General features: G+C 63.5%; 26 protein-coding genes. 11 read left to right on the top strand and 15 right to left on the bottom strand.

The features are described 5' to 3' along the window. Nucleotides 1-116 precede the first annotated feature (116 nt). Complete coding sequence (locus tag BXU06_RS16620; protein WP_077302244.1) at nt 117-1,274, top strand: glycerophosphodiester phosphodiesterase; 1,158 nt, start codon at nt 117-119, stop codon at nt 1,272-1,274. A gap of 383 nt (nt 1,275-1,657) precedes the next feature. Here the strand turns inward: BXU06_RS16620 and BXU06_RS16615 are convergent, their stop codons facing one another. Then, a complete protein-coding gene (locus BXU06_RS16615) occupies nt 1,658-2,320 on the bottom strand; it encodes a pyridoxamine 5'-phosphate oxidase family protein (protein ID WP_077302242.1) in 663 nt (220 codons plus the stop codon). Nucleotides 2,321-2,422: 102 nt separating this feature from the next. Between BXU06_RS16615 and BXU06_RS16610 the strand changes: the two genes are divergently transcribed. Further along, a complete protein-coding gene (locus BXU06_RS16610; protein ID WP_077302240.1) occupies nt 2,423-3,874 on the top strand; it encodes a PLP-dependent aminotransferase family protein in 1,452 nt (483 codons plus the stop codon). 118 nt (nt 3,875-3,992) lie between these two features. Here BXU06_RS16610 and BXU06_RS16605 read toward each other — a convergent pair whose 3' ends face one another. The 5 genes from BXU06_RS16605 to BXU06_RS16585 all read right to left on the bottom strand — a co-directional run bounded on the left by BXU06_RS16605 (nt 3,993) and on the right by BXU06_RS16585 (nt 10,200). Beyond that, on the bottom strand, nt 3,993-5,588 hold the full coding sequence (locus tag BXU06_RS16605; protein WP_171982257.1) for a PAS domain-containing methyl-accepting chemotaxis protein: 1,596 nt from the start codon (nt 5,586-5,588) through the stop codon (nt 3,993-3,995). A gap of 346 nt (nt 5,589-5,934) precedes the next feature. Then, a complete protein-coding gene (locus BXU06_RS16600; protein WP_171982256.1) occupies nt 5,935-7,368 on the bottom strand; it encodes an efflux transporter outer membrane subunit in 1,434 nt (477 codons plus the stop codon). After that, entirely contained in the window at nt 7,365-8,333 is a 969-nt protein-coding gene (locus BXU06_RS16595) for an efflux RND transporter periplasmic adaptor subunit (protein WP_216352503.1), read from the bottom strand. Before BXU06_RS16595 ends, BXU06_RS16600 begins: the two co-directional genes overlap by 4 nt. Continuing rightward, on the bottom strand, nt 8,330-9,046 hold the full coding sequence (locus BXU06_RS16590) for an ABC transporter ATP-binding protein (protein WP_077302234.1): 717 nt from the start codon (nt 9,044-9,046) through the stop codon (nt 8,330-8,332). Before BXU06_RS16590 ends, BXU06_RS16595 begins: the two co-directional genes overlap by 4 nt. Before the next feature lie 5 nt (nt 9,047-9,051). Beyond that, complete coding sequence (locus tag BXU06_RS16585; protein WP_077302232.1) at nt 9,052-10,200, bottom strand: ABC transporter permease; 1,149 nt, start codon at nt 10,198-10,200, stop codon at nt 9,052-9,054. A 115-nt stretch (nt 10,201-10,315) separates the two neighbouring features. Here BXU06_RS16585 and BXU06_RS16580 point away from each other — a divergent pair, with 115 nt between their 5' ends. From BXU06_RS16580 to BXU06_RS16550, 8 genes are all read left to right on the top strand, one after another. Further along, complete coding sequence (locus BXU06_RS16580; protein WP_077302230.1) at nt 10,316-11,116, top strand: TetR/AcrR family transcriptional regulator; 801 nt, start codon at nt 10,316-10,318, stop codon at nt 11,114-11,116. 105 nt (nt 11,117-11,221) lie between these two features. Beyond that, nucleotides 11,222-11,611, top strand: coding sequence for a hypothetical protein (locus tag BXU06_RS16575; protein ID WP_077302228.1), 390 nt, complete (start codon nt 11,222-11,224; stop codon nt 11,609-11,611). 409 nt (nt 11,612-12,020) lie between these two features. Beyond that, nucleotides 12,021-12,149, top strand: coding sequence for a hypothetical protein (locus tag BXU06_RS18425; protein WP_256364053.1), 129 nt, complete (start codon nt 12,021-12,023; stop codon nt 12,147-12,149). 3 nt (nt 12,150-12,152) lie between these two features. After that, nucleotides 12,153-12,404: a molybdopterin converting factor subunit 1 gene (gene moaD, locus BXU06_RS16570; protein ID WP_077302226.1), complete on the top strand. Its 252-nt coding sequence runs from the start codon at nt 12,153-12,155 to the stop codon at nt 12,402-12,404. Between the two features lie 5 nt (nt 12,405-12,409). Further along, complete coding sequence (locus tag BXU06_RS16565) at nt 12,410-12,871, top strand: molybdenum cofactor biosynthesis protein MoaE (RefSeq protein WP_077302224.1); 462 nt, start codon at nt 12,410-12,412, stop codon at nt 12,869-12,871. Next, on the top strand, nt 12,862-13,452 hold the full coding sequence (gene mobA / locus BXU06_RS16560; RefSeq protein ID WP_077302222.1) for a molybdenum cofactor guanylyltransferase MobA: 591 nt from the start codon (nt 12,862-12,864) through the stop codon (nt 13,450-13,452). Before BXU06_RS16565 ends, mobA begins: the two co-directional genes overlap by 10 nt. Nucleotides 13,453-13,509: 57 nt before the next feature. Further along, nucleotides 13,510-14,259 (top strand): TIGR00266 family protein, encoded by a 750-nt coding sequence (locus tag BXU06_RS16555; RefSeq protein ID WP_077302220.1) that lies wholly within the window; start codon nt 13,510-13,512, stop codon nt 14,257-14,259. 97 nt (nt 14,260-14,356) lie between these two features. Continuing rightward, nucleotides 14,357-14,683 carry a helix-turn-helix domain-containing protein gene (locus BXU06_RS16550; RefSeq protein ID WP_077302218.1) on the top strand — a complete coding sequence of 109 codons (327 nt, stop codon included), beginning with the start codon at nt 14,357-14,359 and terminating at the stop codon, nt 14,681-14,683. On the opposite strand, the gene BXU06_RS16545 is transcribed toward BXU06_RS16550, so the two are convergent. The 7 genes from BXU06_RS16545 to BXU06_RS16515 all read right to left on the bottom strand — a co-directional run bounded on the left by BXU06_RS16545 (nt 14,668) and on the right by BXU06_RS16515 (nt 20,276). Further along, nucleotides 14,668-15,390, bottom strand: coding sequence for a HEPN domain-containing protein (locus tag BXU06_RS16545; RefSeq protein WP_077302216.1), 723 nt, complete (start codon nt 15,388-15,390; stop codon nt 14,668-14,670). The two genes, BXU06_RS16550 and BXU06_RS16545, sit on opposite strands and share 16 nt — an antisense overlap. A 334-nt stretch (nt 15,391-15,724) precedes the next feature. Continuing rightward, nucleotides 15,725-16,813, bottom strand: a complete 1,089-nt coding sequence (gene aroG, locus BXU06_RS16540) for a 3-deoxy-7-phosphoheptulonate synthase AroG (protein WP_077302185.1) — start codon at nt 16,811-16,813, stop codon at nt 15,725-15,727. Nucleotides 16,814-17,026: 213 nt separating this feature from the next. Further along, complete coding sequence (dksA, locus tag BXU06_RS16535; RefSeq protein WP_077302182.1) at nt 17,027-17,437, bottom strand: RNA polymerase-binding protein DksA; 411 nt, start codon at nt 17,435-17,437, stop codon at nt 17,027-17,029. 315 nt (nt 17,438-17,752) lie between these two features. Further along, nucleotides 17,753-18,058 carry a c-type cytochrome gene (locus tag BXU06_RS16530; protein ID WP_077302179.1) on the bottom strand — a complete coding sequence of 102 codons (306 nt, stop codon included), beginning with the start codon at nt 18,056-18,058 and terminating at the stop codon, nt 17,753-17,755. Nucleotides 18,059-18,155: 97 nt separating this feature from the next. Beyond that, a complete protein-coding gene (locus BXU06_RS16525) occupies nt 18,156-18,737 on the bottom strand; it encodes a YggT family protein (RefSeq protein WP_077302176.1) in 582 nt (193 codons plus the stop codon). A gap of 5 nt (nt 18,738-18,742) precedes the next feature. Beyond that, on the bottom strand, nt 18,743-19,549 hold the full coding sequence (gene proC / locus BXU06_RS16520; protein WP_077302999.1) for a pyrroline-5-carboxylate reductase: 807 nt from the start codon (nt 19,547-19,549) through the stop codon (nt 18,743-18,745). A gap of 22 nt (nt 19,550-19,571) precedes the next feature. Then, nucleotides 19,572-20,276 (bottom strand): YggS family pyridoxal phosphate-dependent enzyme, encoded by a 705-nt coding sequence (locus BXU06_RS16515; RefSeq protein WP_077302173.1) that lies wholly within the window; start codon nt 20,274-20,276, stop codon nt 19,572-19,574. Between the two features lie 79 nt (nt 20,277-20,355). Between BXU06_RS16515 and BXU06_RS16510 the strand changes: the two genes are divergently transcribed. Next, nucleotides 20,356-21,399: a type IV pilus twitching motility protein PilT gene (locus tag BXU06_RS16510; protein WP_077302170.1), complete on the top strand. Its 1,044-nt coding sequence runs from the start codon at nt 20,356-20,358 to the stop codon at nt 21,397-21,399. An 8-nt stretch (nt 21,400-21,407) separates the two neighbouring features. Here the strand turns inward: BXU06_RS16510 and BXU06_RS16505 are convergent, their stop codons facing one another. Beyond that, complete coding sequence (locus BXU06_RS16505) at nt 21,408-21,596, bottom strand: Lar family restriction alleviation protein (RefSeq protein ID WP_077302997.1); 189 nt, start codon at nt 21,594-21,596, stop codon at nt 21,408-21,410. 83 nt (nt 21,597-21,679) lie between these two features. Beyond that, entirely contained in the window at nt 21,680-22,849 is a 1,170-nt protein-coding gene (bioF, locus tag BXU06_RS16500; protein WP_077302167.1) for an 8-amino-7-oxononanoate synthase, read from the bottom strand. Between the last annotated feature and the right edge of the window lie 17 nt (nt 22,850-22,866).

Raw genomic sequence — 22,866 nt, 5'->3', positions numbered from 1 at the left:
AATTTATTGGCCATTGTTGGCTATTGTCGCCCAGCGCCTGCGCCGTCAAAAAATCCTCACATCACCCTGTCAGACTGCCGGCTTTGGCGCACATTCCATGACTAAAGAGGCGAAACATGCACCCATCCATCCTGCTGGCCAGCGTGCTGGCCGCGCTGGCGCTGCCGGCACTCGCAGCTGACAAACCGGTATTTCCCACCCTGAACGGCCAGCCGCCGCTGGTGATCGCCCATCGCGGTGCGTCTGGCTACCTGCCCGACCACACGCTGGAAGGCTACGCCAAGGCCATTGAGCTGGGCGCAGACTTTATCGAACCGGATCTGGTGATGACCCGTGACGGCGTGCTGATTGCCCGTCACGAACCCAACCTGAAAGACACCACCGACGTGGCCCGCCGCGCCGAATTTGCCAGCCGCAAGCGCAAGATGCCGGTGGACGGCGTGGAAGAAGAAGGCTGGTTCGCCAGTGATTTCACCCTGGCAGAAATCAAGACCCTGCGTGCCATCCAGCCGCGCGCCGACCGTAGCAAGGCGTTTGACGGGCAGTTCCAGATTCCCACCTTTGAAGAAATCCTCGCCCTGCGTGCGCAAAAATCCCAAGAAACCGGCCGCCAGATTGGTGTTTACCCGGAAACCAAACATCCGATCTATCATCAGCAGCTGGGCCTGAGCCTGGAAAAACCGCTGGTGGCGCTGCTGGCCAAATACCAGCTGAACCGCAAGAACGCGCCGGTGTTTATCCAGTCGTTCGAGGCGGCCAACCTCAAGCAACTGCGCAAGCTGACGCCCAACAAGCTGGTGTACCTGCTGGACGCCGATACCGTGCGCCCGGATGGCGTGATTGAGCGCAAGCTGCCCTACGACCATGTGGTCAGCGGTGACACGCGCAGCTACGGCGACATGCTCAGCCCGGCCAACCTCAAGCAGGTGAAAACCTTTGCCGACGGCATTGGCCCGTGGAAGCCGTATCTGGTCAGCTGGCAGGCAATGACTGACCCGAAAACCGGCAAGCCGATCGACGTCAACGGCGACAACGTCATCGACCAGCGCGACATGACCCTGCTGGAGCCCAACGACGTGGTCAAGCGCGCCCACCAGCTGGGCCTGGTGGTGCATCCGTTTACCTTCCGCAACGAAGCCAAGCTGCTGGCAGCCAACTTCCAGGATAACCCGGCGGAAGAATACCGGCTGTTCTTTGCCCTAGGCGTGGACGGGGTCTTCACCGACTATACCGACACCGCCCGGGCTACCCGCACGCTGATGGAACAGCGTTAAGAGTCGCTCACCACACGCAGCGCAGCGGTTCTGGCTAGTCGCCAGTGGGTTGAACACCTCACCTCACGTGTCGTTCCCGCGCAGGCGGGAACCCAGACCGCGCCACCGCGTGCGCCGTGGGCGTGGCGCAGGCGGGACGGTGGTGAGCGCGCAAACCCGCTGCACGCTGTGGATGCCCCTGGATTCCCGCCTGCGCGGGAATGACGGGATAGGCACGAAAGACAGTTCGCTGCGGCAAACTAAGGTTTTGTTTTAAAAGAAATTAAACCGATATTCCCGGCAAGGCTGGCTCGCATGAACCCTTGTGTTTCAAGGTGACTGACGACCAGGCGCACGACCGCAGACAGTACGGGTAGTCGTGCAACCACGCCAGGAGGGGTTTGTTAGCGACGCTCACCCTGCGCGGCCACCGCCTGCAGCGATGCCGGCAGTGGCCCGTCAGCACAGCCGGCCACCGGCTGGGCCGCGCCCCACCCATGCAGGCAGGGCAGCACGCCCGCCCACACCGGCAAGCCTTCGTCGTCGGCCTTGTCTTCCGGCGGGCCGTTGCGCACCTTGCACACCGCCTGCTCCAGCGGCAGGGCCAGCACACTGGTGGCCGCCAGTTCGTTTTCATCGGGCTGGCGCACTTCCTCCCAACGCCCCGGCAGGTAGTGGTCAAAAAACCGCTGCAAGCTCAGCCGCTTGGCGTCCATCCCTTCCAGCGCGACAAACTGGCCGTAAATCAGCGCCGAACGGTAGTTCACCGACGTGGAAAACGCCGAACGCGCCAGCACCAGCCCATCCATCAGCGTCACTGCCACGCACACCGGCGCACCGGCGCGCAGCGCACGGATCATCCGGCTGCCATTGGAGCCATGAATATACAAGTGGCTGCCTTCGCGCCAGCAGGCGGTGGGAATCTGCTGCACCTGGCCATCCAGCACAAACGCCACATGGCAAATCAACGCCTGGTCGAGCAGCGCGTGCAAGGTATCGACGTCGTAGTGGGCGCGTTCCGGGTGGCGATGCACACGGGTCAGGTCGGTGACGGGCAGGCTGGACATGCGGGGCTCCAATCAAGAACAGGAAATAAACAAGGAGCCTGTATCTTGCCGGCAAATTGGTAGCACAATAAGGGCCAATTCTGAGCAAAACAGGGAGCCAAGATGGCCGCAGAATGGGTAGCCGAACTGCTGAGCGGGCGACTGCGCCGCGACGATCCGCTGAGCCTGAGCCGTCAGCTGTGCCAGCTGTTGCGCAGTGCCATGCTGGATGGCCGCATTCCCGCCGGCAGCCGGCTGCCGTCGTCGCGCTGGCTGGCGGCGGAGCTTAAGCTGGCGCGCAATACCGTGCTGGAGGTGTATGACCAACTGCTGGCCGAAGGCTATCTCGACACCCGGCGCGGGGCCGGCAGTTTTGTGCTGGAAAGTCTGCGCCCCAGCCTGGCGCATCAGCCGCTGCCGGCGCAGCTCGGGCTGTCGGCACGCGGTCAGGCGGTGCTGGCTTGCGGGCCGACGCCCGCCGGACTGCATGGCGCGTTTGCACCCGGCGTGCCGGCGCTGGAGGCGTTTCCGCGCCAGGCCTGGCAACGGGCGTTGAACCGGCACAGCCGCCAGGCGCCCGATCACTGGCTGGGCTATCAGGCGCAGGGCGGCCTGCCCGTGCTGCGCGAGGCGCTGGCGGCATATCTGGGCCAGTCGCGCGGGGTGCGTTGCAGCGCCGACCAGGTGCTGATTACCGGTGGTGCCCAGCAGGCGCTGGACTGGCTGGCGCGGCTGCTGGCCGACCCCGGCGACGTGGCCTGGGTGGAAGACCCCGGTTATCTGGGCGCACGCACCGCGCTGACCGCCGCCGGGCTCCAGTTGTGCCCGCTGCCGGTGGACGCCGCCGGGCTCAACCCCGCTGCCGCGCCGGCGCACGCCCCCAGTCCACGGCTGATTTACGTGACGCCATCGCATCAATACCCGTGCGGCGCGGTGATGCCGCTGGCGCGACGCCAGGCCTTGCTGGCCCACGCCGATGCCTGTGGCGCATGGATCATCGAAGACGATTACGACAGTGAATTCCGCTACGCCAGCCAGCCGGTGGCCGCCTTGCAGGGGCTGGCCGTCAGCGCCAGGGTGATGTATGTCGGCACCTTGTCCAAGGTGATGTTTCCGGGCCTGCGCCTGGGCTATCTGGTGGTGCCTGACGCGCTGATCGACGCCTTTCGCCGCGCCAGCTGGCATCTGGCCCGCGAGGGGCATTACCCGGTGCAGGCCGCGCTGGCGGATTTTATCGCCAGCGGCCAGTTGGCCCGGCATATCCGCCGTATGCGCGAGCTGTACCTGAGCCGGCAACACCACTTGCGCCAGGCGGTGCAGCAACGGCTGGGCGATACCTTGCCGCTGTCCGGCGGCGAAGCCGGCATGCACCTGCTCGCCCACCTGCCTAGCGAAGTGGACGATCAGGCGCTGGCGCAGCAGGGCTGGCAGCGCCACCGGCTGATCCTGCGTCCACTGTCGGCCCACAGCCTGGCCGCCCTCCCGCCGCGCGGCTGGCTGCTGGGCTACGCGGGGGTGGCCGAGGCAGAAATCACCCGGGCGGTGGACGCCATGGCGGTGTTGCTGGGCCAGTAGGCTGCGCCCGGTACTGTATCGCCCTCTGGCCTCTCCACGGTCTGGCATCTCACCCTAAGGGGCGATACCTTGCCATGTCTTCCCATTGTTGCCGGATAACACCTGTTCTCCATGCCCATCAGGCAATCCGGAAATGCCCGAGCAGCTTGTTCAGGCTCAGGCTGCTTTGCGACAGCCGGCCCGCCTGGGTTTGCAGATCGACGGCGGTCTGCGCGTTGCGCTCCAGCGAGGCAAACACTTCGCCCAGGTGCTGCACCACATCCTGGGTGGCTGCCGACTGGCGCGAGGTAAACCCCAGCAGCGCGCGCGCCTGCTGGTGCGCGTGTTCGGCGGCGCTGCGGATATTGTTCAAGCTCTGGGCAAAGTGGCTGATGGCATCCTGGCTGTGCTCCACCGTGCTCATGGCGGTTTCGGTTCGGCCAAATGCCTCGAACACATGCTGATGAATCGACTGCAGCGTATCCTGAATGCTCTGGTTGGAGTTCACCGTGCGCTCAGCCAGCTTGCGCACTTCGTCGGCCACCACGGCAAAGCCACGGCCATGTTCGCCAGCGCGGGCGGCTTCGATTGAGGCGTTAAGCGCCAGCAGATTGGTCTGGCCGGCAATGTCGTCAATCAGCGCCGACATTTGCTGGATTTTGGCCACCGTCTGGCGTAGCGCATCCATCGACGAGCAGGAATAGGTCATCGCTTCCAGGGTGTTGCGCGACGAGCTGGAAATATCCTGCATGGTTTCCCCGCCTTCTTCCACCCGTTCGCGGGTGGATTGGGCGTCGTGCGACATGGCGTCGGACACGGCGACGATTTCCTTGACTGAACCACTGACGCTATCAAGCTGGGCAGCCATTTCCGCCAGCATCACGTTCTGGGTGGTAAAGCACTGCACCAGCTGGCTCAGGTTGGCGTCCAGCAGTCTGGCCGACGTGCTATTGGCCTGCGCCTCGGTAATCACGTCGGCCACCACCGCCTTCTGGTAAATGCGCATGGATTCCAGCCGCACCTGCACATCGCCCAGCGCGCAATGCCAGCGTGGGCGCACCGGCACATTCAGCCGGCCTTCGGCCAGGTGAACAAAGCCCTGGGAAATATCCGACAGGGTGCGAGTCAGTTGCGGCAGCAGCCAGACCACCGGCACCACACCCAGCACGCCACCCACCACCCAGCTCAGCCACGACAGGCCAATGTGGTCCAGCCAGACATTGGCCCCACCGGCCAGCACACCGCACAGCGCACCCGCCGCCCACATCCGCCGGGAAAACGACGGCAGCCGCCTGGCCCGGTCCAGGGTGGACGGCATGCGTGCCCGCTTGGCGCGGATGGCGGCATACAGCTGCTCGGCCTCAGCCACCTGCTGCGGCGACGGCGCATTGCGCACCGACATATAGCCAATCGGCTCGCCGTTTTCGGTGACTGGGGTGACATAGGCATCCACCCAGTAAAAACCGCCGTCCTTGGCGCGGTTTTTTACAATGCCCTGCCACGGCGAGCCGGCCTTGAGCGTGGCCCACAAGTCATCAAAGGCTTCGGGCGGCATGTCCGGGTGGCGTACCACATTGTGGCTCTGCCCGATCAGCTCGGCTTCGCTAAAGCCACTGAGGGCAATAAACGCCGGGTTGGCATAGGTGATGCGCCCTTTGAGGTCGGTACGGGTGACGATGGGTTGTTTGGGATCGACCCGGTATTCGGTCTGGTTGACCGGCAAGTTGATTTTCATGCGATACCCTTCCGCTGAAAAAACCGGCAGGCGCATGGTATACGCCTGTCGAAGTGTCGATGCCAGAGATCCCGACATCACGGTGACCACCCGCCACCAAAGCGTGCCAGGTGCTGTCTTACTGTAGAAGAGCACACTCAGGTTTCAATCCGTGGAAATACGTAAAGCGCTGAATTAATTTTATTTTTTCTTTTAAATCAGCATGATGCCGATAGGGTTAATTGGCTGAAGTGGTCAGGGCAGCCCTGTTGTTCAGCTGCGTGGACAAAAAAACCGCCAGTCCACCCGCGCGGACCGGCGGCATCAACACGCAACCACAATACATCACAAGCAATCCATACTTAGCTTACCGGTCGAGCATCGGCTCAGCAGGCTGCCAGCCGCCGCCCAGCGCTTTATACAAGGCCACACTGTGATTCAGCGCCTGCACCCTGGCGGCCACTTCGTCGGTTTGCGCGGCAAACAGTTGGCGCAAAGCCTCCAGCGGTTCGGTGTAGTCGCTCAGGCCGCGCTGGTAGCGCAGGCGAGCCAGATCAAACTGGTGCTGGCGGGTGGCCAGCAGGCGGGCGCGGGCAGCGTGCAGTTGCGTGGCTTCGTGCTGGCGCAGCGCGCCGCTTTCCACTTCCAGCAAGGCTTCGGCGGCGGTTTTTTCCCAGTTCAGCCAGGCTTGATCCTGGCGGGCGCGGGCTGCTTCCAGCCGGGCGGTCAGTGCGCCGCCGTGAAACAGCGGCAGGGTGAGTTGCGGGCCGATCGTGAAGGTGCGGCTGTCGCCATCGCCCAGTTTTCCGGCGGACAGCGACAGCCAGCCAAACGCCGCGCCCAGCGTCAGCCGGGGCAGACGGTCGCCTTCGGCTACGCCCACCTGTGCCTGGGCGGCATGTGCCTGGGCTTCGGCGGCGCGCACATCGGGGCGACGGTCAAGCCAGGCGGCAGGAAAGCGTCGGGGCAGGCTGGGGGCCAGCCGTGGCAGGGGCTGTGGGGCTGTCAGTGTTGCCAGCAGGCTGTCTGCCTGCGCGCCGACCAGTACACCCAGCCGCCGGGCTGCCAGGCCCACTTCGGCCCGTGCGGGCGGCAGGGTGGCGTCGATTTGCGCCTGCTGATCCTGCGCACGCAGGCGGTCGAGTTCCGGGTTCAATCCAGCCCGCACCCGGCTGCCCACCACCGCCACGGCTTCGCTGGCGGTCGCCATTTGTTGCTCGATGATTCCTGCCTGGGTTTGCGCCGCACGCAGCTGGAAATACTGGCTGGCCACTTCGGCGGCCAGGCTGATGGCCATGGCGTCGTGGTGCAACTGGGCGGCATCCAGCGTGGCGCTGGCGGCTTCGCGCTCACGCGCCAGCCGGCCAAACAGGTCAATTTCCCAACTGGCGTCAAAACCGCTGCGGTACTGGCGCACCGGATTGGCGGTGCCTTGCAGTGGCAGCCGGTCATTGCCGGATGCCCGGTTGCGCACCACGCTGCCGGTGGCGTCCAGTTGTGGCAGCGCCGTGGCCTGGGCTTCGCCGCTGAGCGCCCGCGCTTCGGCCACTCTGGCGGCGGCCAGGCGCAGGTCGCGGTTGTGGCGCAGCGCCTGGTCTATCAGCTGGCGCAGCGGCGGGTCGTCCCAGGCCGCCCAGAAATCGGCGTCTGCGCTTGCGCTCTGGCTGGGGCCATCCGGGTTCAGCGCAGGCTGGCTCCAGCGGGGAGGCAGCTCGGCCTCAGGGCGTTGCCAGTTGCTGCCCACCACGCTGCAGGCCGCCAGGCTGGCGCTTAGCGCCACCGCCAGCACACGGCGGCTCACGATGCGGCTCCCGGCAGTGGTGCCGCGTCGATAAACACATCGACTTGCTGGCCAACATAAACAGGCAGCTGCTTGCGTTCAAAGGCAAACAGCAGTTGCAGCACCCGGGTGTCCACCCGCTCCACCGAGTCGCCGGTCAGTGATTTTTTTGGAATCACCAGCGGTTCAGCGCGCACCCAGCGCGCTTCGGTTTTCAGGCTGGCGTTGCCGCGCAGGCTGACCACTGCCCGCGCGCCAGGACGAATGCGCCAGGCGTCGTTCTCGTCCACGTCCACCCGCACATGCAGCACCCGGGTGTCGCCCATCACCAATGCCGGGCGCTGGTTGCCCGCAGTGGACAGATATTCTCCCGGACGGACATTGCTTTGCAGCACTTCGCCCGCCACTGGGGCTCGCACGGTGTGCCGGTCCAGTTCGGTGCGGGCTGCGGCCAGCTCGGCGCGGGCCTGGACCACGGCGGCTTCGCTGCTGGCCACCCTGGCTCGGGCGGTGGCCAGCGCGGTGCTGCGACGGTGGATTTCTTCCCGCGATACCGCACGGTGGTCGTCCAGCCCGTCCACCAGGCTGCGCTGAAAGGCCGCTTCTTCGGCCTGGGCGCGCACTTCTGGCAAACGTTTTTCGGCCACGGCCAGCGCGGCTTCACGGCTGGCCTGTTCGGCGCGAATGCTGCGCTCGTCCAGGGTGAACAGCGGTGCGCCGGCTTCCACCTGCTGGCCCACCTTGACATGCACCATGGCAATGGTGCCTGGCACGGCGCTGCCAATGGCCAGGTTTTCCGTGCTGGCCTCCACCAGCGCCGCCCCCGCCACGGTATGGACAAACGGGCTGCGCGCGGGTGCGCTGAGCGGTGGGGCGGCTGGGTAGTTTTTGTCCCCGGCAATCACGGTATAGGCCATGACGCCCAGGCCAAATACCGCCAGGGCGGGCACCAGCAAACGGGTAAGCGGACGACGGGGAAAGGTCATTGGGCAATCTCCACAGCAGGGGGGCGGGTGACGCTGACCACCTGGCCATCGTCCATTTGCGCCATCCGGTCGGCAAACGGGAAAATCCGCGCGTCGTGGGTCACCACAATCAGCGCCCGTTCCGGACCGGTAGCCATCTTGCGCAGCAGCTGCATGATTTGCTGGCCAGTGTCGTGATCCAGCGCCGAGGTGGGTTCGTCACACACCAGCAGGCGCGGCTGGTGAATCAGCGCCCGGGCAATGGCCACCCGCTGCTGCTGGCCACCAGACAGTTGCGCCGGCAGGGTGTCGCGCCGGTTGCCCAGCCCCACCTGTTCCAGCATGGCAGCGGCAGCGGCGAGCGCCTGGGGGCGCGGGATGCGGCGAATCAGCAGTGGCACCGCCACATTTTCAGTGGCGGTGAGCGCCGGAATCAGGTTGAAGCCCTGAAACACAAAGCCAATATGCTCGCCGCGCCAGCGGGTGCGGGCATTGCCAGACAGGCGGTCCAGATCCTCCCCAAGCACCTGGCAGTGGCCTGTGCTGCGGTCCAGAATGCCGGCCAGCACCGAAATCAGCGTGGTTTTGCCACAGCCGGATGGCCCCACCAGCATCATCAGCTCGCCATAGGCGATTTCCAGATCAATCCCACGTAGCGCATGCACGGCGTTTTCACCTTCGCCATACACCTTGGTCAGCGCCTGGCAGCGCACGGCAACACGGTCAGAGGGCATGCTTGTCATCCTTTGAACACCACTGCCGGCTCCAGGGCAAATACCCGGCGCAGCGATAGCCACGCTGCCAGCGCGCACACCAGCAGCATCGCCACCAGGGTAAACAGCGGGATATACCAGGGCATGCTGAACGCCAGCCCGGATTTGGCCACCAGCAGCCCCATGCCCGCTGCCATGCCCACACCGATGGCATAGCCCTGAATCGCCACCACCCCAGCCTGTAGCAGCACCATGCCGGCCAGGCGCAGGTTGGTCACCCCCATGGCTTTGAGCGCGCCGTAGTGGCGCAGATTGTCCAGAGTAAAGTTGTAGAAGGTTTGCCCGGCCACCAGCGCGCCAATAATGAAGCCCAGCAACACGGCCAGGCCAAAGTTGATCAGCACCCCGGTTTCATTGAGGATGTAATCAGCGGTGAGCTGAATGAATTCTTCATTGGTGCGCACGGTCAGCCCGGTGCGCGCCTGCAGGGCTGCGCGCGTGGCTTCCAGATTGGCCCCAGGTGCCAGCTTCACCATAACAAACGACAGGCCGTTGCGTTCCTGCGGCGAAAACGCCAGTGCGCGGGTGTATGTGGTGTAGATGACCGGTTCCCAGAAGAAACTTTCGCGCCCCTGGTAAGTGCCGACAATCCGCGCTTCGTGGTCCATGATGGAAAAACGGTCGTCGATCTGCATTGGCCGGTCGCCGCCATTTTTCATCAGCAGTTTTTTCGCGGCGGTGCGCCCGTCTATCAGCACCCCCCGGTCGCGGCGCAAGTCTGACAGTTGTCCGGACAGCATCAGCGGGGGCGCGCCAGTCAGGCTGGCATCGTCCAGGCCCACCATAATCAGGGTAAAGCTGGTGCCATCCGGCATCTTGCCGCGCACAAACCCCTGATACAGCGGCACGGCCCAATCCACCCCTGGCGTACCGCGCGCCAACTGCACCATGGTGTCGCGAATCGGCACCCGATCCTGCGAAAAGCGGACTTGCGAATCCATGACCCACAAGTCCGCCTGGGCGGTATCGCGAATAAATGCACCGGTTTGCCGGGTAAACCCAACCAGAATCGACGCTTGCTGGGCAATCAGCATGGCGGCGAAGGCAATGCCGGCAATCAGGCCAAAATACTTCAGCCGGTCGCCCATCAGCATCTTCAGTGCCAGGAAGTGCATACGCCGCTTTCGCCGTTAATGTATTGATCGTTAACTTACGGGGTCTGGACTATCCGTGTCAAGTGGCTTCACACTAAAATGCCCCATTACTCCGCACCTTTACAGAGCGCACACCATGTCTTCCACTGGCTCATCCATTCCGCGCAAACCTGCTGGCCGCTATCACCACGGCGATCTGCGCCGCACCTTGATCGACGCCTCGCTGGAACTGGTGCGCCAGCGCGGCCCTTCCGGCTTTACCCTGGCGGAAATCTGCCGGGCTGCCGGCGTCAGCCAGGCTGCGCCGTATCGGCACTTTGAAGGCAAGGACCATGTGCTGGCGGTGGCAGCCAATGAAGGCTACCAGCTGCTGACCACAGCCATGCACAGCATTCCGGTGGCGGCCAATCAGCTGCCGGAAACACTGGAGCAACTGGCGCGCGCCTATCTGAACTTTGCCACCCAGCACCCGGCGTATCTGGCGGTGATGTTCAGCCACTGCCCCGGCGAGCACTTTGGCGGCTTGCTGAAACATCCTTCCACTGCCGGCCCGGACGGCCTGAAGCAGCTGCCCGCCCCGCAAAACCAAACCGAAGAAGCCATCCTGGCCAGCTGGCAGGCTGGCCAGCTGGGGTTTCAGGGCCTGGCCCAGGCCATTTTGCTGGCCGCCCAGGGCTCGCCAATGGCTGACCGGATTACCGAGCAGACCGCCAGCCATTACGCCGCCGCCATCTGGTCGATGGTGCACGGCCTGGCCGTGCTGCTGCTGGAGCGGATGATTCCGCCGGAGTGGATGCAGGATGATTTCCAGCTGGTGATGGCACTGATTGTGCGGCCCTGGATCAACGGGCTAAGCGAGATGCCCGTGCCGGATATCGGGCAGATGATGGGCTGCCCACGGCTGTATTCGATGGGGATGCAGTTGCCGGAAGGATGAGCCGGCAACGGGAAGAACGCAGCGTGCCAGCGTGGCCTGGCCATCGCCGGTATTCACCGGCTTGCCGACACGCTACAATCTATTCATTTATAGATTGATGGCCCCATGCCGCTCACCCGCCTTACCGCACTGGCCGCCCGCCCCTGGCGGCTGGCCCTGCTCAGCTGCCTGCTGGGCGTGGGCATCACCCTGCTCTGGCACACACTAAGCACTCCCGGCCCGGTGCTGTTTGTCAAACTGCACAACCAGCTGCCGCAGATTGTGCCGCTGGTGGTGTTTGAACACGGCAACGACTTTACCCAGGAACGCATCACCCTCACCCAGCTGCAAGCCGGGGAAACCCGGGTGGTGGCGCTCAATCACCGGCCCGGCATGGGCTATACCGTCACCATCCCCTGGAGCGCCACCCGGCAGACATCGGTGTGCGTGGGCAAGTTTACCGACAGCTGGGTAAACGAACTGAGCATCACCGCTGACGGAATTGTCAGCCACTGAGCCGCCGTGCCGGCTAGTCCGGACGGACAACTAGTAGCCAGTCACGTTGAAACACGAGGGTGCCTGCGAGCAAGCCGACGTCGGATGTCTTGCTTAATTTCTTTCAACACAACATCTTAACTTGACACGGCGAACCATCCGCCGCACCCCACCGCGTCATTCCCGCGCAGGCGGGAATCCAGAGGCATCCACAGCGAGCGGACTATCCGACAACGCTCAACCCCCACGGCGCACGCTGTGGCACGGCCTGGGTTCCCGCCTGCGCGGGAACGACACGTCAGGTGAAACGCATGCCGAAAGCGGTCTAGCTGCCAGCCAGTCATTTGGTTCATATCATCGTGACTGGCTACTAGCCGGGCCTCGACGAATTCTCTACTATGGTTGTTTTACCCGCTGTCTGGACCGCATCATGTTGAGCTGGGAAGAATGGATTTTTGTCGGCATCATGGCCGCCGTGCCGATTGGCGGGGCGATTTTTCACCTGTGGGTGATGTTTCTCGGCCACGGCAAGCAACCCCCTTCCGATGCGAAAGACTAAGCCATGCAACTGACGCTGCTGTACTTTGCCCGCCTGCGCGACCAACTGGGCCAGGATCAGGAAACCCTGACCTTTACCGGCCACAGCGTGGCCGAGCTGCTTGAGCTGCTGCGCCAGCGCGGCGCGGCCTGGGCCGATGCGCTGGCGGTGGAACAGCCATTCCGGGTGGCGGTTAACCACAGTGTGGTGCATGGCCCGCACCCACTGGCCGATGGCGACGAAGTGGCGATTTTTCCGCCGGTAACCGGGGGCTGACCCGCATGGAATCTTGTGCTTTCAGCGTGCAGGTGCAAACCGGGCGGTTTGACGCCGGCGGCGAAATGGCCGCGCTGGCCAGCCGGCCCGACGTGGGTGCCCAAGTGTGTTTTATTGGTCAGGTACGCGACTTTGGCGACCAATCCGGGGTGATGGCCCTGGAGCTGGAACACTATCCCGGCATGACCGAAAAATCCCTGCTGGCGATTCTGGACACCGCCCGCCAGCGCTGGCCGCTCAGTGCGGCGCGGGTGGTCCACCGGGTGGGCTATCTGCCACTGGGCGAGCCGATTGTGCTGGTGCTCACCGCCAGCGCTCACCGCCGCGATGCCTTTGCCGCCTGCGAATTCATCATGGACTACCTCAAGCACGATGCGCCGTTCTGGAAAAAAGAACACACCCAGGCCGGCAGCCATTGGGTGGAAGCTAAATCCAGCGACCAGCAGGCCGTTCAGCGATGGGGCTGAACCCGGTACTGCCTGCCTACACCGCGCTGATTCTGGCCGGCGGCCAGGCCAGCCGGATGGGGGGCGTGGACAAAGGCCTGCAAACCCTGCACGGCGAAGCGCTTACCCAGCATGTGCTGCGCAGCCTGGCCCAACAAACCCGGCCCCCGGCTGGCTATCTGCTCAGCGCCAACCGCCACCTTGACCATTACGCCCGCTGGGGCCACCCGGTACTGCCCGACGCCGAGGCCGGCTACCCTGGCCCGCTGGCCGGCATTCAGGCCGGGCTGGCTGCCTGCCCGCATCCCTGGCTGCTGGTGGTGCCCTGCGATGCCGTGCAACTGCCCGATGACTTTGCCCAGCGTCTGCTCGACGCCGCACATGATCGTCAGGCCAGCAGCGCCGCCGACCCCGCGCACTGGCACCCCACCCTGCTGGCACTGCACCGCAACTGCGCCGCCAGCCTGGATGCCTATCTGGCACGCGGCGGGCGCAGCATTCGCGGCTGGCTGGCCGACCTGGACCACCAGCCAGTCCACTTTGATCAACCGTTTGCCAACGCCAACACCCTGGCCGACCTGGCCCGGCTGGCCGCGCCCTGAGCGGTTTTTCTCCATCCCAACTTGCCCACCTACAACCCCATTACCCGGAGCCCCGCCATGAGCATGCACGTAATCGATTACCAGATCGTCGGCGACGACCTGCAATTTGTCGAAATCGAACTCGACCCCGGCGAAGCCGCCGTCGGCGAAGCCGGTGCCATGATGTATATGGAAGACGGCATCAGCATGGACACCCTGTTTGGCGATGGCTCCGAGCAGCAAAGCGGGCTGATGGGCAAACTGTTTGGTGCCGGCAAGCGTCTGCTGACCGGCGAATCGCTGTTCACCACCGTGTTTGTCAACCAAGGCCACGGCAAAAAGCGCGTGGCCTTTGCCGCCGCCTCGCCGGGCAAGATCGTTCCGATACACCTGCGCGAACTCGGCGGCACCCTGCTGGCGCAAAAAGACGCCTTCCTGTGCGCCGCCAAAGGCGTGTCGCTGGGCATCGCCTTTCAGCGCCGGCTGGGTGCCGGCCTGTTTGGCGGCGAAGGCTTTATCCTGCAAAAGCTGGAAGGCGACGGCTATGTATTCCTGCACGCTGGCGGCACGCTGGTGGAAAAACAGCTGAAAGCCGGCGAAGTGCTGCGCGTGGACACCGGCTGCGTGGTGGCGTTTCAGCCCAGCGTGGACTTTGATATCGAATACGTCGGCAAACTGAAAAGCGCGCTGTTTGGCGGCGAAGGGCTGTTTTTTGCCACCCTGACCGGGCCGGGCCACGTCTGGCTGCAATCGCTGCCGTTCTCGCGGCTGGCAGACCGGATTTTGAGCCAGGCCCCGGCGGCGGTGGGGAGCAAGTCGTCGGATTAAGGCTTTTAGCGGGACGGCGGCCAACATCGCCGCCCCACCAGATAAAACACATTATAATGGTGATTAATCGGAAAAACCGGGCTTAAGTCACAGCAAAATGTCTTTTATCTTGTCTCTCCCCAATGAAATCCTGCGCGAACTGGGTGCCCGCCTGCGGGTGCAACGCCTGGCCCAGTCGCTGTCACAACGCCAACTGGCGCACATGGCCGGACTTTCGCTGGGCGCACTGCGCAAGCTGGAAACCGACGGCCAATGCTCGCTGGACACGCTGATCCGGGCGGTGCAAGCGCTGGGCTTGACGACAGAACTGGATGAGCTGTTTGTGCTGAAACGCCAATCCATCGCCCAGATGGCGCAAGCCGAAGCTGCCCAGCAGCGCCAACGCGCACCACGCCGGAGGTCGTCTCCTCACGGTTTGACATAGTATTCAATAGTCTCCCAGTCGATGCCTTGCCATTCTCGTTCACTGGGCGTAATTTCAAAAGAACTGAAGGCATCGTAAGTAACACGATGCCGCCTCTTATTACAATACCAAAGATTTGCCCATACAAGGGCTTTTCTGGCTGAATCCTTTGGATCTCGCCTAACTACGGCTTCTAGCTCACCACCAAGCAATTGTGGCATTCTCTTCGTAGATGGGGCGGTAATGGATCGGAGAATTGCCTCTTGCATGCCTGGTATGGCTTCGTGATGACTTGAAATGTACTGGCAGTAGCGGCGAATATGCCAAACTAGTTGATCGAGTTGCTGAATGGCATCAGCCATGCTGTATGCAGAAGCGCTGAGGTATCTGTTAACTCCCTGACTAGAAAGGTAGGAAAAAAATTCCTCGCCTTTAGGGCCAAGCTCGATTTCGAAAAGTTGAATGCTTCTTACCTCTAGTAGAAGAGCCGCTAAATTATGGCTAAACTCTTTCTGCTTTGTTCTGCCAGTTGGCGTATAGAACCTTGCGCTCTTGCTGTTGAAGAGAAGTATAGCCTTCAGGTACTTTTCTACAGCCTGATGTGCCGACCAGAGAAATTGTTGCCGGAGGCGCATACGATAGCTCGCTCGGGCTGCAATGTAGTCATAGTCTGCTTGCTTTCGGAAAATATCTGTTGCAATTGTATTTAGGGCGGTTTGGAGTTCCATGGTGTTTTGGTGGCCTCATTTATAATAAAACAAGATGCGTTGCGCGACAAATAAATGCTAATTGGATTTTTAGTGGTTTATTAAATGGCTAGCCCCTTAGGTTTATTCAAGAAAATATTTTGCAAAGATAGTTTTTGTTGATATCGGGTTCCTATGTCCGGGTTGACATGGAGCAACGATTTCTTCGGCACATTTCTAACGTATCCCCCCAAAAAAAACAATGCCCGGTGAGATCATCACCGGGCATGTTGTTTTCTCTTCGGTCAGCCATGTCGGCCAGGCCGGTCAACGCGCGTGTTTTGCCATCGTGCGTGCGAGTGGGGTGCGGACGGGTTTATTCGTCTGCCGAGGCGTCCTGTGGCACGCCCAGCTTGGCGCGGCGGGCTTTTACGCCGTCGGCCAGGGTGGTGAGCAGGGCTTCGGTGTCGGCCCAGCCGATGCAGGCGTCGGTGATGCTCTGGCCGTAGGTGGGGGTGCAGCCGGCTTTCAGGTCCTGACGGCCTTCCACCAGATGGCTTTCCACCATCACGCCAAAGATGTGGCTGTCGCCGGCGGCCATTTGAGCGGCCACGTCGGCGGCCACTTCCATTTGCCGGCGGTAGTCCTTGCGGCTGTTGGCGTGGCTGAAGTCCACCATCACCTTTTGCGGCAGGCCCACGGCGGCCAGTTCGGCGGCGGCGGCGCGCACATGGTCGCTGGCGTAGTTGGGTTCTTTGCCGCCACGCAGGATCACATGACAGTCCGGGTTGCCGCCGGTGCTGACAATGGCGGAGTGGCCGGCTTTGGTGACCGACAGGAAGTGGTGCGGCTGGCTGGCGGCGCGGATGGCGTCCACGGCGATTTTCAGGTTGCCGTCGGTGCCGTTCTTGAAGCCCACCGGGCAGGACAGGCCAGAGGCCAGCTCGCGGTGTACCTGGCTTTCGGTGGTGCGTGCGCCGATGGCACCCCAGCTGATCAGGTCGGCCACGTATTGCGGGGTGATCATGTCGAGGAATTCGGTGGCGGCTGGCATGCCCTGGTTATTCAGGTCCAGCAGCAGTTGGCGGGCAATGCGCAGGCCACGGTTGATGTCGTAGCTGCCATCCAGCTTAGGGTCGTTGATCAGGCCCTTCCAGCCCACCGTGGTGCGCGGTTTTTCAAAGTACACGCGCATCACCACCAGCAGTTCGCCCGCCAGCGCGTCGCGCAGCGGCTGCAGCTTGGCGGCGTATTCCAGGGCGGCCTGGGTGTCGTGGATCGAACACGGGCCGATCACCACCAGCAGGCGGTCGTCTTCGCCGCGCAGCAGGCGGGCAATGTCGCTGCGGGTGGCAAAAATCAGTTCGGAGGCCTTGTCGGTGTTCGGCAGTTCGTAAAGGTGAGCCAGCGGCGGAAGCAGCTCTTTGATTTCCCGGATACGGACGTCGTCAGTTTGGCGTTGCATGGTGCACTCGAAGAAAGCGATGGCAAAACGCCAAGCCTAGCGTGGTTTTATCTGATGTGCAAACCCGTGGCGAGGCCTTCCACCAGAAAAACCGCTGGCCAGGGGGCCGCTGTGCGGTTCAGGTGCTGCCGCTGACGACAACGCCCGCCGGCCCCTCTGAGTTGCGTCAGGGGGCAGGGCGGGCGTTCAGACAGCCGGCAAGGACAGCCGGAATCAGTCGGCGAACTGTTTTTTCATCCGTTCGCGGCGTTCCTGGGCTTCTACCGACAGCGAGGCGGTCGGGCGGGCCAGCAGGCGGCGCAGGCCAATTGGCTCGCCGGTGTCTTCGCAGTAACCGTAGTCGCCTGCTTCGATTTTTTTCAGGGTGGACTGGATCTTCAGCAGCAGCTTGCGCTCACGGTCGCGGGTGCGCAGCTCCAGTGCGTATTCTTCTTCCAGGGTGGCGCGGTCAGCCGGGTCCGGGGTGGCCTCCTGCTCTTGCAGGTGGTTGGTGGTGGCGTCGGCGTTGCTCAGCAATTCTTGCTGCATCTGCAGCAGACGATCCTTGAAAAACTCCAGCTGGTCGGCGTTCATGTAATCGTCGCCGTCGTAGTTCAGGATGTCCTGTTCGGTCAATTTGGCCATGGCGGTTTTCCTGCAAAGAAGAGGGTGGGCAAACGGGCAGGAAGGTTAAAGGAGTTTGCCGGGGAAATGCAAATTTTCCCTGCCATGAGCAGGGCATTTTTGCCGGAATGGCCAAATCGCGCCTGCTGCGGTGCAATAACAGACTGGCGCACGGTGGCCAATGTTGGCTGCCAGTGCCTGCGCGCATTCAGCATGCGCCAGTGCAACGGCCCGAAACGGCCAGCCGCGTGCTAGCGTCGCGGACCATCGTAAAAAACCGACACCTGCCAGGCGCACGGTGCTGGCGTCTGGCAGGGCACGACACTGTGCGCCGGATTACAGCGACAGGATCCACTTCACCAGGGTTTTGGCATCAGCATCGCTGACTTGGGCGTTAGCCGGCATCGGGATCTGGCCCCACACGCCTACGCCGCCCTTTTTCACCTTATCAACCAGCTTGGCTTCAGCGGTCTTGTCGCCCTTGTACTTGGCGGCCACTTCCTTGTAAGCCGGGCCAACCACTTTTTTGTCCACGGTATGACACGACAGGCAGTTGTTCTTTTGGGCCAGGGCTTGGTTGGCAAAGGCCGGAGCGGAGGCCAGCACGGCGAGGGCAGCGGCAGAAACGAGCAGTTTTTTCATGATAGTAAAACTCCTAGAGATGAACAGAAACAACACAACAGAGTGCGTCGGGCAGCTTACCGAATTCGCTGCCACAAGGCACGCATTCAGGTCAAAGTTACACCAGCATTTGCAGCTGACTGAGGAAAAACCATTCCAGCTGCGCCAGCGGAATGGTCACCAGCATTTGCAGCAGCAGCAACAGCACCAGCGGGCCCAGATCCACCTGGCCCAGGCGCAGGCGCTCAAACGGACGCAGATAGGGCCGGGTCAGCGCGTCCAGAATCGGTGCCAGCGGGTTGTACGGGTTCACCCAGCTTAGAATGGCCTGCACCACCAGCGCGCCCATCAGCAGGTAGATCGACAGCACAAACACCTTCAGTGTGGCCAGCACCACCAGCAGCACCCAGCCCTGCGGCGAGGCAAAGTTGTACGGAAACGGCGACAGCCACAGCAGGATCAGCGTGGAGGCCAGCGTCACCAGCCAGGCCAGCAGCAGGGTGGCGGTGTCATAGCTGCGCACGCTGGGCACCAGCCGGCGGGTGGGCAGCACGATGAAGTTGGTCAGCGTCACGGTAAATTGCGCCAGCGGGTGCTTGAATGGCGCACGGGCCAGTTGCAGGTAAAAACGCAGCAACAGGATCAGCGTAAAAAAATGGCTGAGGGTGCCCAACAGAAAACGCAGCATGTCCAGCAGCATGGTGTTCAGTCCTGACTCAGTTGTTCGCCCAGCTCGATCGAACGGGCACGGCAGGCTTTGGCCCCGCGCAGGATGGCGGATTTCAGCCCGGATGCTTCAAAGCTGGCAATCGCCTGCTCGGTGGTGCCGCCCTTGGAAGTGACATTGGCGCGCAGGGTGGCAATGTCCTCGCCGCTGTGACGGGCCAGTGCCACTGCGCCTTCAAAGGTGCTCAGCGCCAGTTCGCGGGCGGTGGCCGGGTCAAAGCCCAGCTGGCGGGCCGATTCAATCAGGCTTTCCAGAAAATAAAACACATAGGCCGGGCCGCTGCCGGAAATGGCGGTGATGTCGTCAATGCCGGATTCCTCGCTCAGCCACACCGTGCTGCCGGCTGCCGACATGATCTGCTCGGCGCTGGCGCGGTCCTGGGCGTCCACCACCGGGCGGGCAAACAGGCCAGAAACACCCTTGCCGATCATCGCCGGGGTGTTGGGCATCACCCGCACAATGCGGTCGTGACCATCCAGCCAGCGCGATAGCGCCGGCACGCCCACCCCGGCGGCAATCGACAGCACCAGCGCGCCATCCAGCCGGCCCGCCAGGCTGTCGCATACTTCACGCAGCTGCTGCGGCTTGACCGCCAGCACCACCACCTGGCCGCCGCCAAAATACACTGGCAGCTGGGCCAGCGCGGTGACCCGAAAACGCTGGGCCAGTTGCTCGCGTTTGTCGGCATCAGGCTCGACCACGCTGATCTGGCACTGACCGGTCTTGACCAGGCCGGCGATGATGGCGGTGGCCATATTGCCGCCGCCAATAAAAGTAATGTGCATCATGTGTCTGGGTTCCGAAAGTTCAGGCAGTTGCAGGGGTGGCCGACGCGCTGCGTCCGCCAAAAATTGCGGTGCCAACCCGCACCAGGGTGGAGCCGCAGGCCACGGCCAGCTCCAGGTCAGCCGACATGCCCATCGACAGGGTGTCCAGCATCAGCCCGTCAGCGGCCAGCGCCGCCTGCAGCGTGGGCAGGCAGGCAAACTGTTCGCGCAGGCGCGGCAGGTCGTCGGTGGCTTCGGGAATGCACATCAGGCCGCGCAGGCGCAGGCCAGGCAAGGCCGCCACCGCTTGCGCCAGCGCCGGCAGCTCGGCTGGCGTCACGCCGCTTTTGCTGGCCTCGCCCGACACATTCACCTGCAGGCACACATTCAGCGCTGGCAAATGTGCCGGGCGCTGCGCTGCCAGCCGTTCGGCAATTTTCAGCCGGTCGATTGAGTGTACCCAGTGCGCGCATTCGGCCACCAGCCGGGTTTTATTGCTCTGCAATGGGCCGATGAAGTGCCATTCCAGCGCCAGATCCGCCAGTTCGGCGGCTTTTCCGTGCAGTTCCTGCACATAGTTTTCGCCAAAGCAGTGCTGACCCGCCGCCGCCGCTTCGCGGATGGCGCTGGCCGGAAAGGTCTTGCTGACCGCCAGCAGTTGCACCGTGTCCGGTGGACGGCCAGCGGCGTGCTCCGCCTGGGCCAAACGCTGGCGGGTTGCCCGCAGCGCTGATTCTATTGTCATGATACAGTCCCCTTTGCCACGCCGTCATCCACCCATTGGCAGCGGCGGCCAATCCAGTCCATTCAGGGAAGCAGTATAAATGGAAATTGCCGACCTTCTCGCATTTGCCATGGAACAGCAGGCGTCCGACCTGCATGTTTCTGCCGATTTGCCGCCCTTGCTGCGCATTCACGGCGATATCCGCCCAATAGCCGTGGCCCCGCTGGCCCACGCCGATGTGCGCGCCATGCTCTATGCGGTGATGAGCGATCCGCAGCGCCGCCAGTATGCCGACACCCAGGACTGCGACTTTGCCTTTGCCCTGCCCGAGCTGGGCCGGTTTCGGGTCAACGCCTTTGTGCACAGCCGGGGGGCTGGCGCGGTGTTCCGGCTGATTCCCACCCAGCTGCCCAGCCTGGCCGAGCTGGGTGGGCCGCCGGTGCTGGCCGAGCTGGCGCGCCGGCCACGCGGGCTGATTCTGGTGACCGGGCCTACCGGGTCGGGCAAATCCACCACGCTGGCGGCCATGCTGCAGCAGATCAACCATGAACGCCACGCCCATATTCTGACGATTGAAGACCCGATCGAGTTCATCCACCCCAGTGGCCGCAGCCTGATTCACCAGCGCGAGGTGCACACCCACACCCAGGGTTTCAGCCAGGCGCTGCGCAGCGCGCTGCGCGAAGATCCCGATGTGATTCTGGTGGGCGAAATGCGCGATGTGGACACCATGCGGCTGGCGCTGACCGCCGCTGAAACCGGCCATCTGGTGCTGGCCAGCCTGCACACCCAGTCGGCAGTGCAAACAGTGGACCGGGTGGTAGACAGTTTTCCGGCTGCCGAACGGGCGATGGTGCGCAGTGTGCTGGCAGAAAGCCTGCAGGCCGTGGTGGCGCAAACCCTGCTGAAAACCGCCAGTGGGCATGGCCGGGTGGCGGCGTTTGAAGTGATGCTGGCCAGCCCGGCCATTCGCCATCAGATTCGCGACGACAAGGTGGCGCAGATGTACTCCACCCTGCAAACCAGCCAGGCGCTGGGCATGCAAACGCTGGATCAGGCGCTGCAGCAGCTGGTGCAGCGCCAGCAGATCAGCCCGGCCAGCGCCCGCCAGCATGCGCTGGACAAAACCCTGTTTCCCGGCTGATGCCGGGCTTACATCCGGGTGTTCCAGTTGTGGATGGCTTCTTTTTTATTGTCGGCCTGCGCGGCGAGGGTGCTGCAGGTGCCTTGCTTGGGGTAGCGCGAACATTGCACCCAAAAGCGCCGTGACCCGGCTTTGATCAGTTCGGCAGGCTGGCCGCAGCGCGGGCAGGGTTTCAGGCTGACGGGGGCGTCACTCATGGGCATCTCGCTGACAATCAATAAACCGGGAATGATACCGTGGGGCGACGGAGGGCGGGAGGGGATGCGCGCAGTGCCATCCCTCAGGCGGCGGGCAGCGTGTGCGCCAGCTCGCGCAACGCCGTCACCAGCTCTGCCACGTCGGCCTCCTGATGCGCCGCCGACAAGGCAATGCGCAAACGGGCGCTGCCTGCCGGCACGGTGGGCGGACGGATCGCCGGCACCCAGATGCCGCGCTCGCGCAGCGCCGCCGACAGCGCCAGCGTATCGGCATTGCTGCCCACCTGCAGCGGCTGAATCGGTGTTTCCGACGCCAGCAAGGGCCAGCGCAGGCCGGCCAGGCCATGCTTGAGCTGGGCAATCCGCGCCTGCAGCGCCTGGCGGCGTTGCGGTTCGCCGGCGATCAGCGTCAGGCTGGTGGACAACACCGCCGCCAGCAGCGGCGAAGTGCTGGTGGTGAAGATAAATGGCCGGGCGCAGTTGATCAGCCAGTCAATCAGCGTGGCATGTCCGGCCACTGCCGCACCGGCCACGCCAGCGGCCTTGCCCAGGGTGGCCATGTAAATCAGCCGGTCGCTGCGCAGGCCCGCCTCGGCCAGGCTGCCGCGTCCATCGCCCAGCACGCCAAACCCATGGGCGTCGTCCACATACAGCCAGGCGTCAAATTGCTCGGCCAGCGCCAGCAGCGCGGCCAGCGGCGCACAGTCGCCGTCCATGCTATAGACCGCATCCACCGCAATCAGCTTGGTGGGGGCGGTGCTGGCGGCCAGCAGGCGCGCCAGCTGGGCCAGGTCATGGTGGGCAAAGCGTTTGAAATCGGCGCGCGACAGCAGGCAGGCATCGTTGAGCGAGGCGTGATTGAGCCGGTCGGCAAATACCGCATCGCCCCGGCCCAGCAGGGCGGTCATCACCGCCAGATTGGCCTGATAGCCGCTGGAAAACAGCAGTGCCGCCGGCAATTGCAGCCAGGCGGCCAGTTGCTGTTCCAGCTCGGCATGGGCACCAAAGTGCCCGGCCACCAGATGCGATGCACCACCGCCCACCCCCCAGCGCACGGCGGCATCGCCGGCGGCGGCAATCAGCGCCGGGTGATTGGCCAGGCCCAGGTAGTCGTTGCTGGCAAACGCCAGGTAGTCGCGGCCATCTATCCGTACGCGTGGGCCTTGCGGGGTGTCCAGCACCGGACAGCGCCGCCGCTGGTGCCGGGCGGATAGCGCGTCGAGCTTGTGTTGCAGAGTGTCGAGCAGGCGCATGGCCACAACCTCACGGG

Origin of the sequence: Aquaspirillum sp. LM1 (assembly GCF_002002905.1) — a bacterium.
Taxonomy (GTDB): Bacteria; Pseudomonadota; Gammaproteobacteria; order Burkholderiales; family Aquaspirillaceae; genus Rivihabitans.
This window is presented reverse-complemented; position numbering and strand designations above follow the sequence as displayed.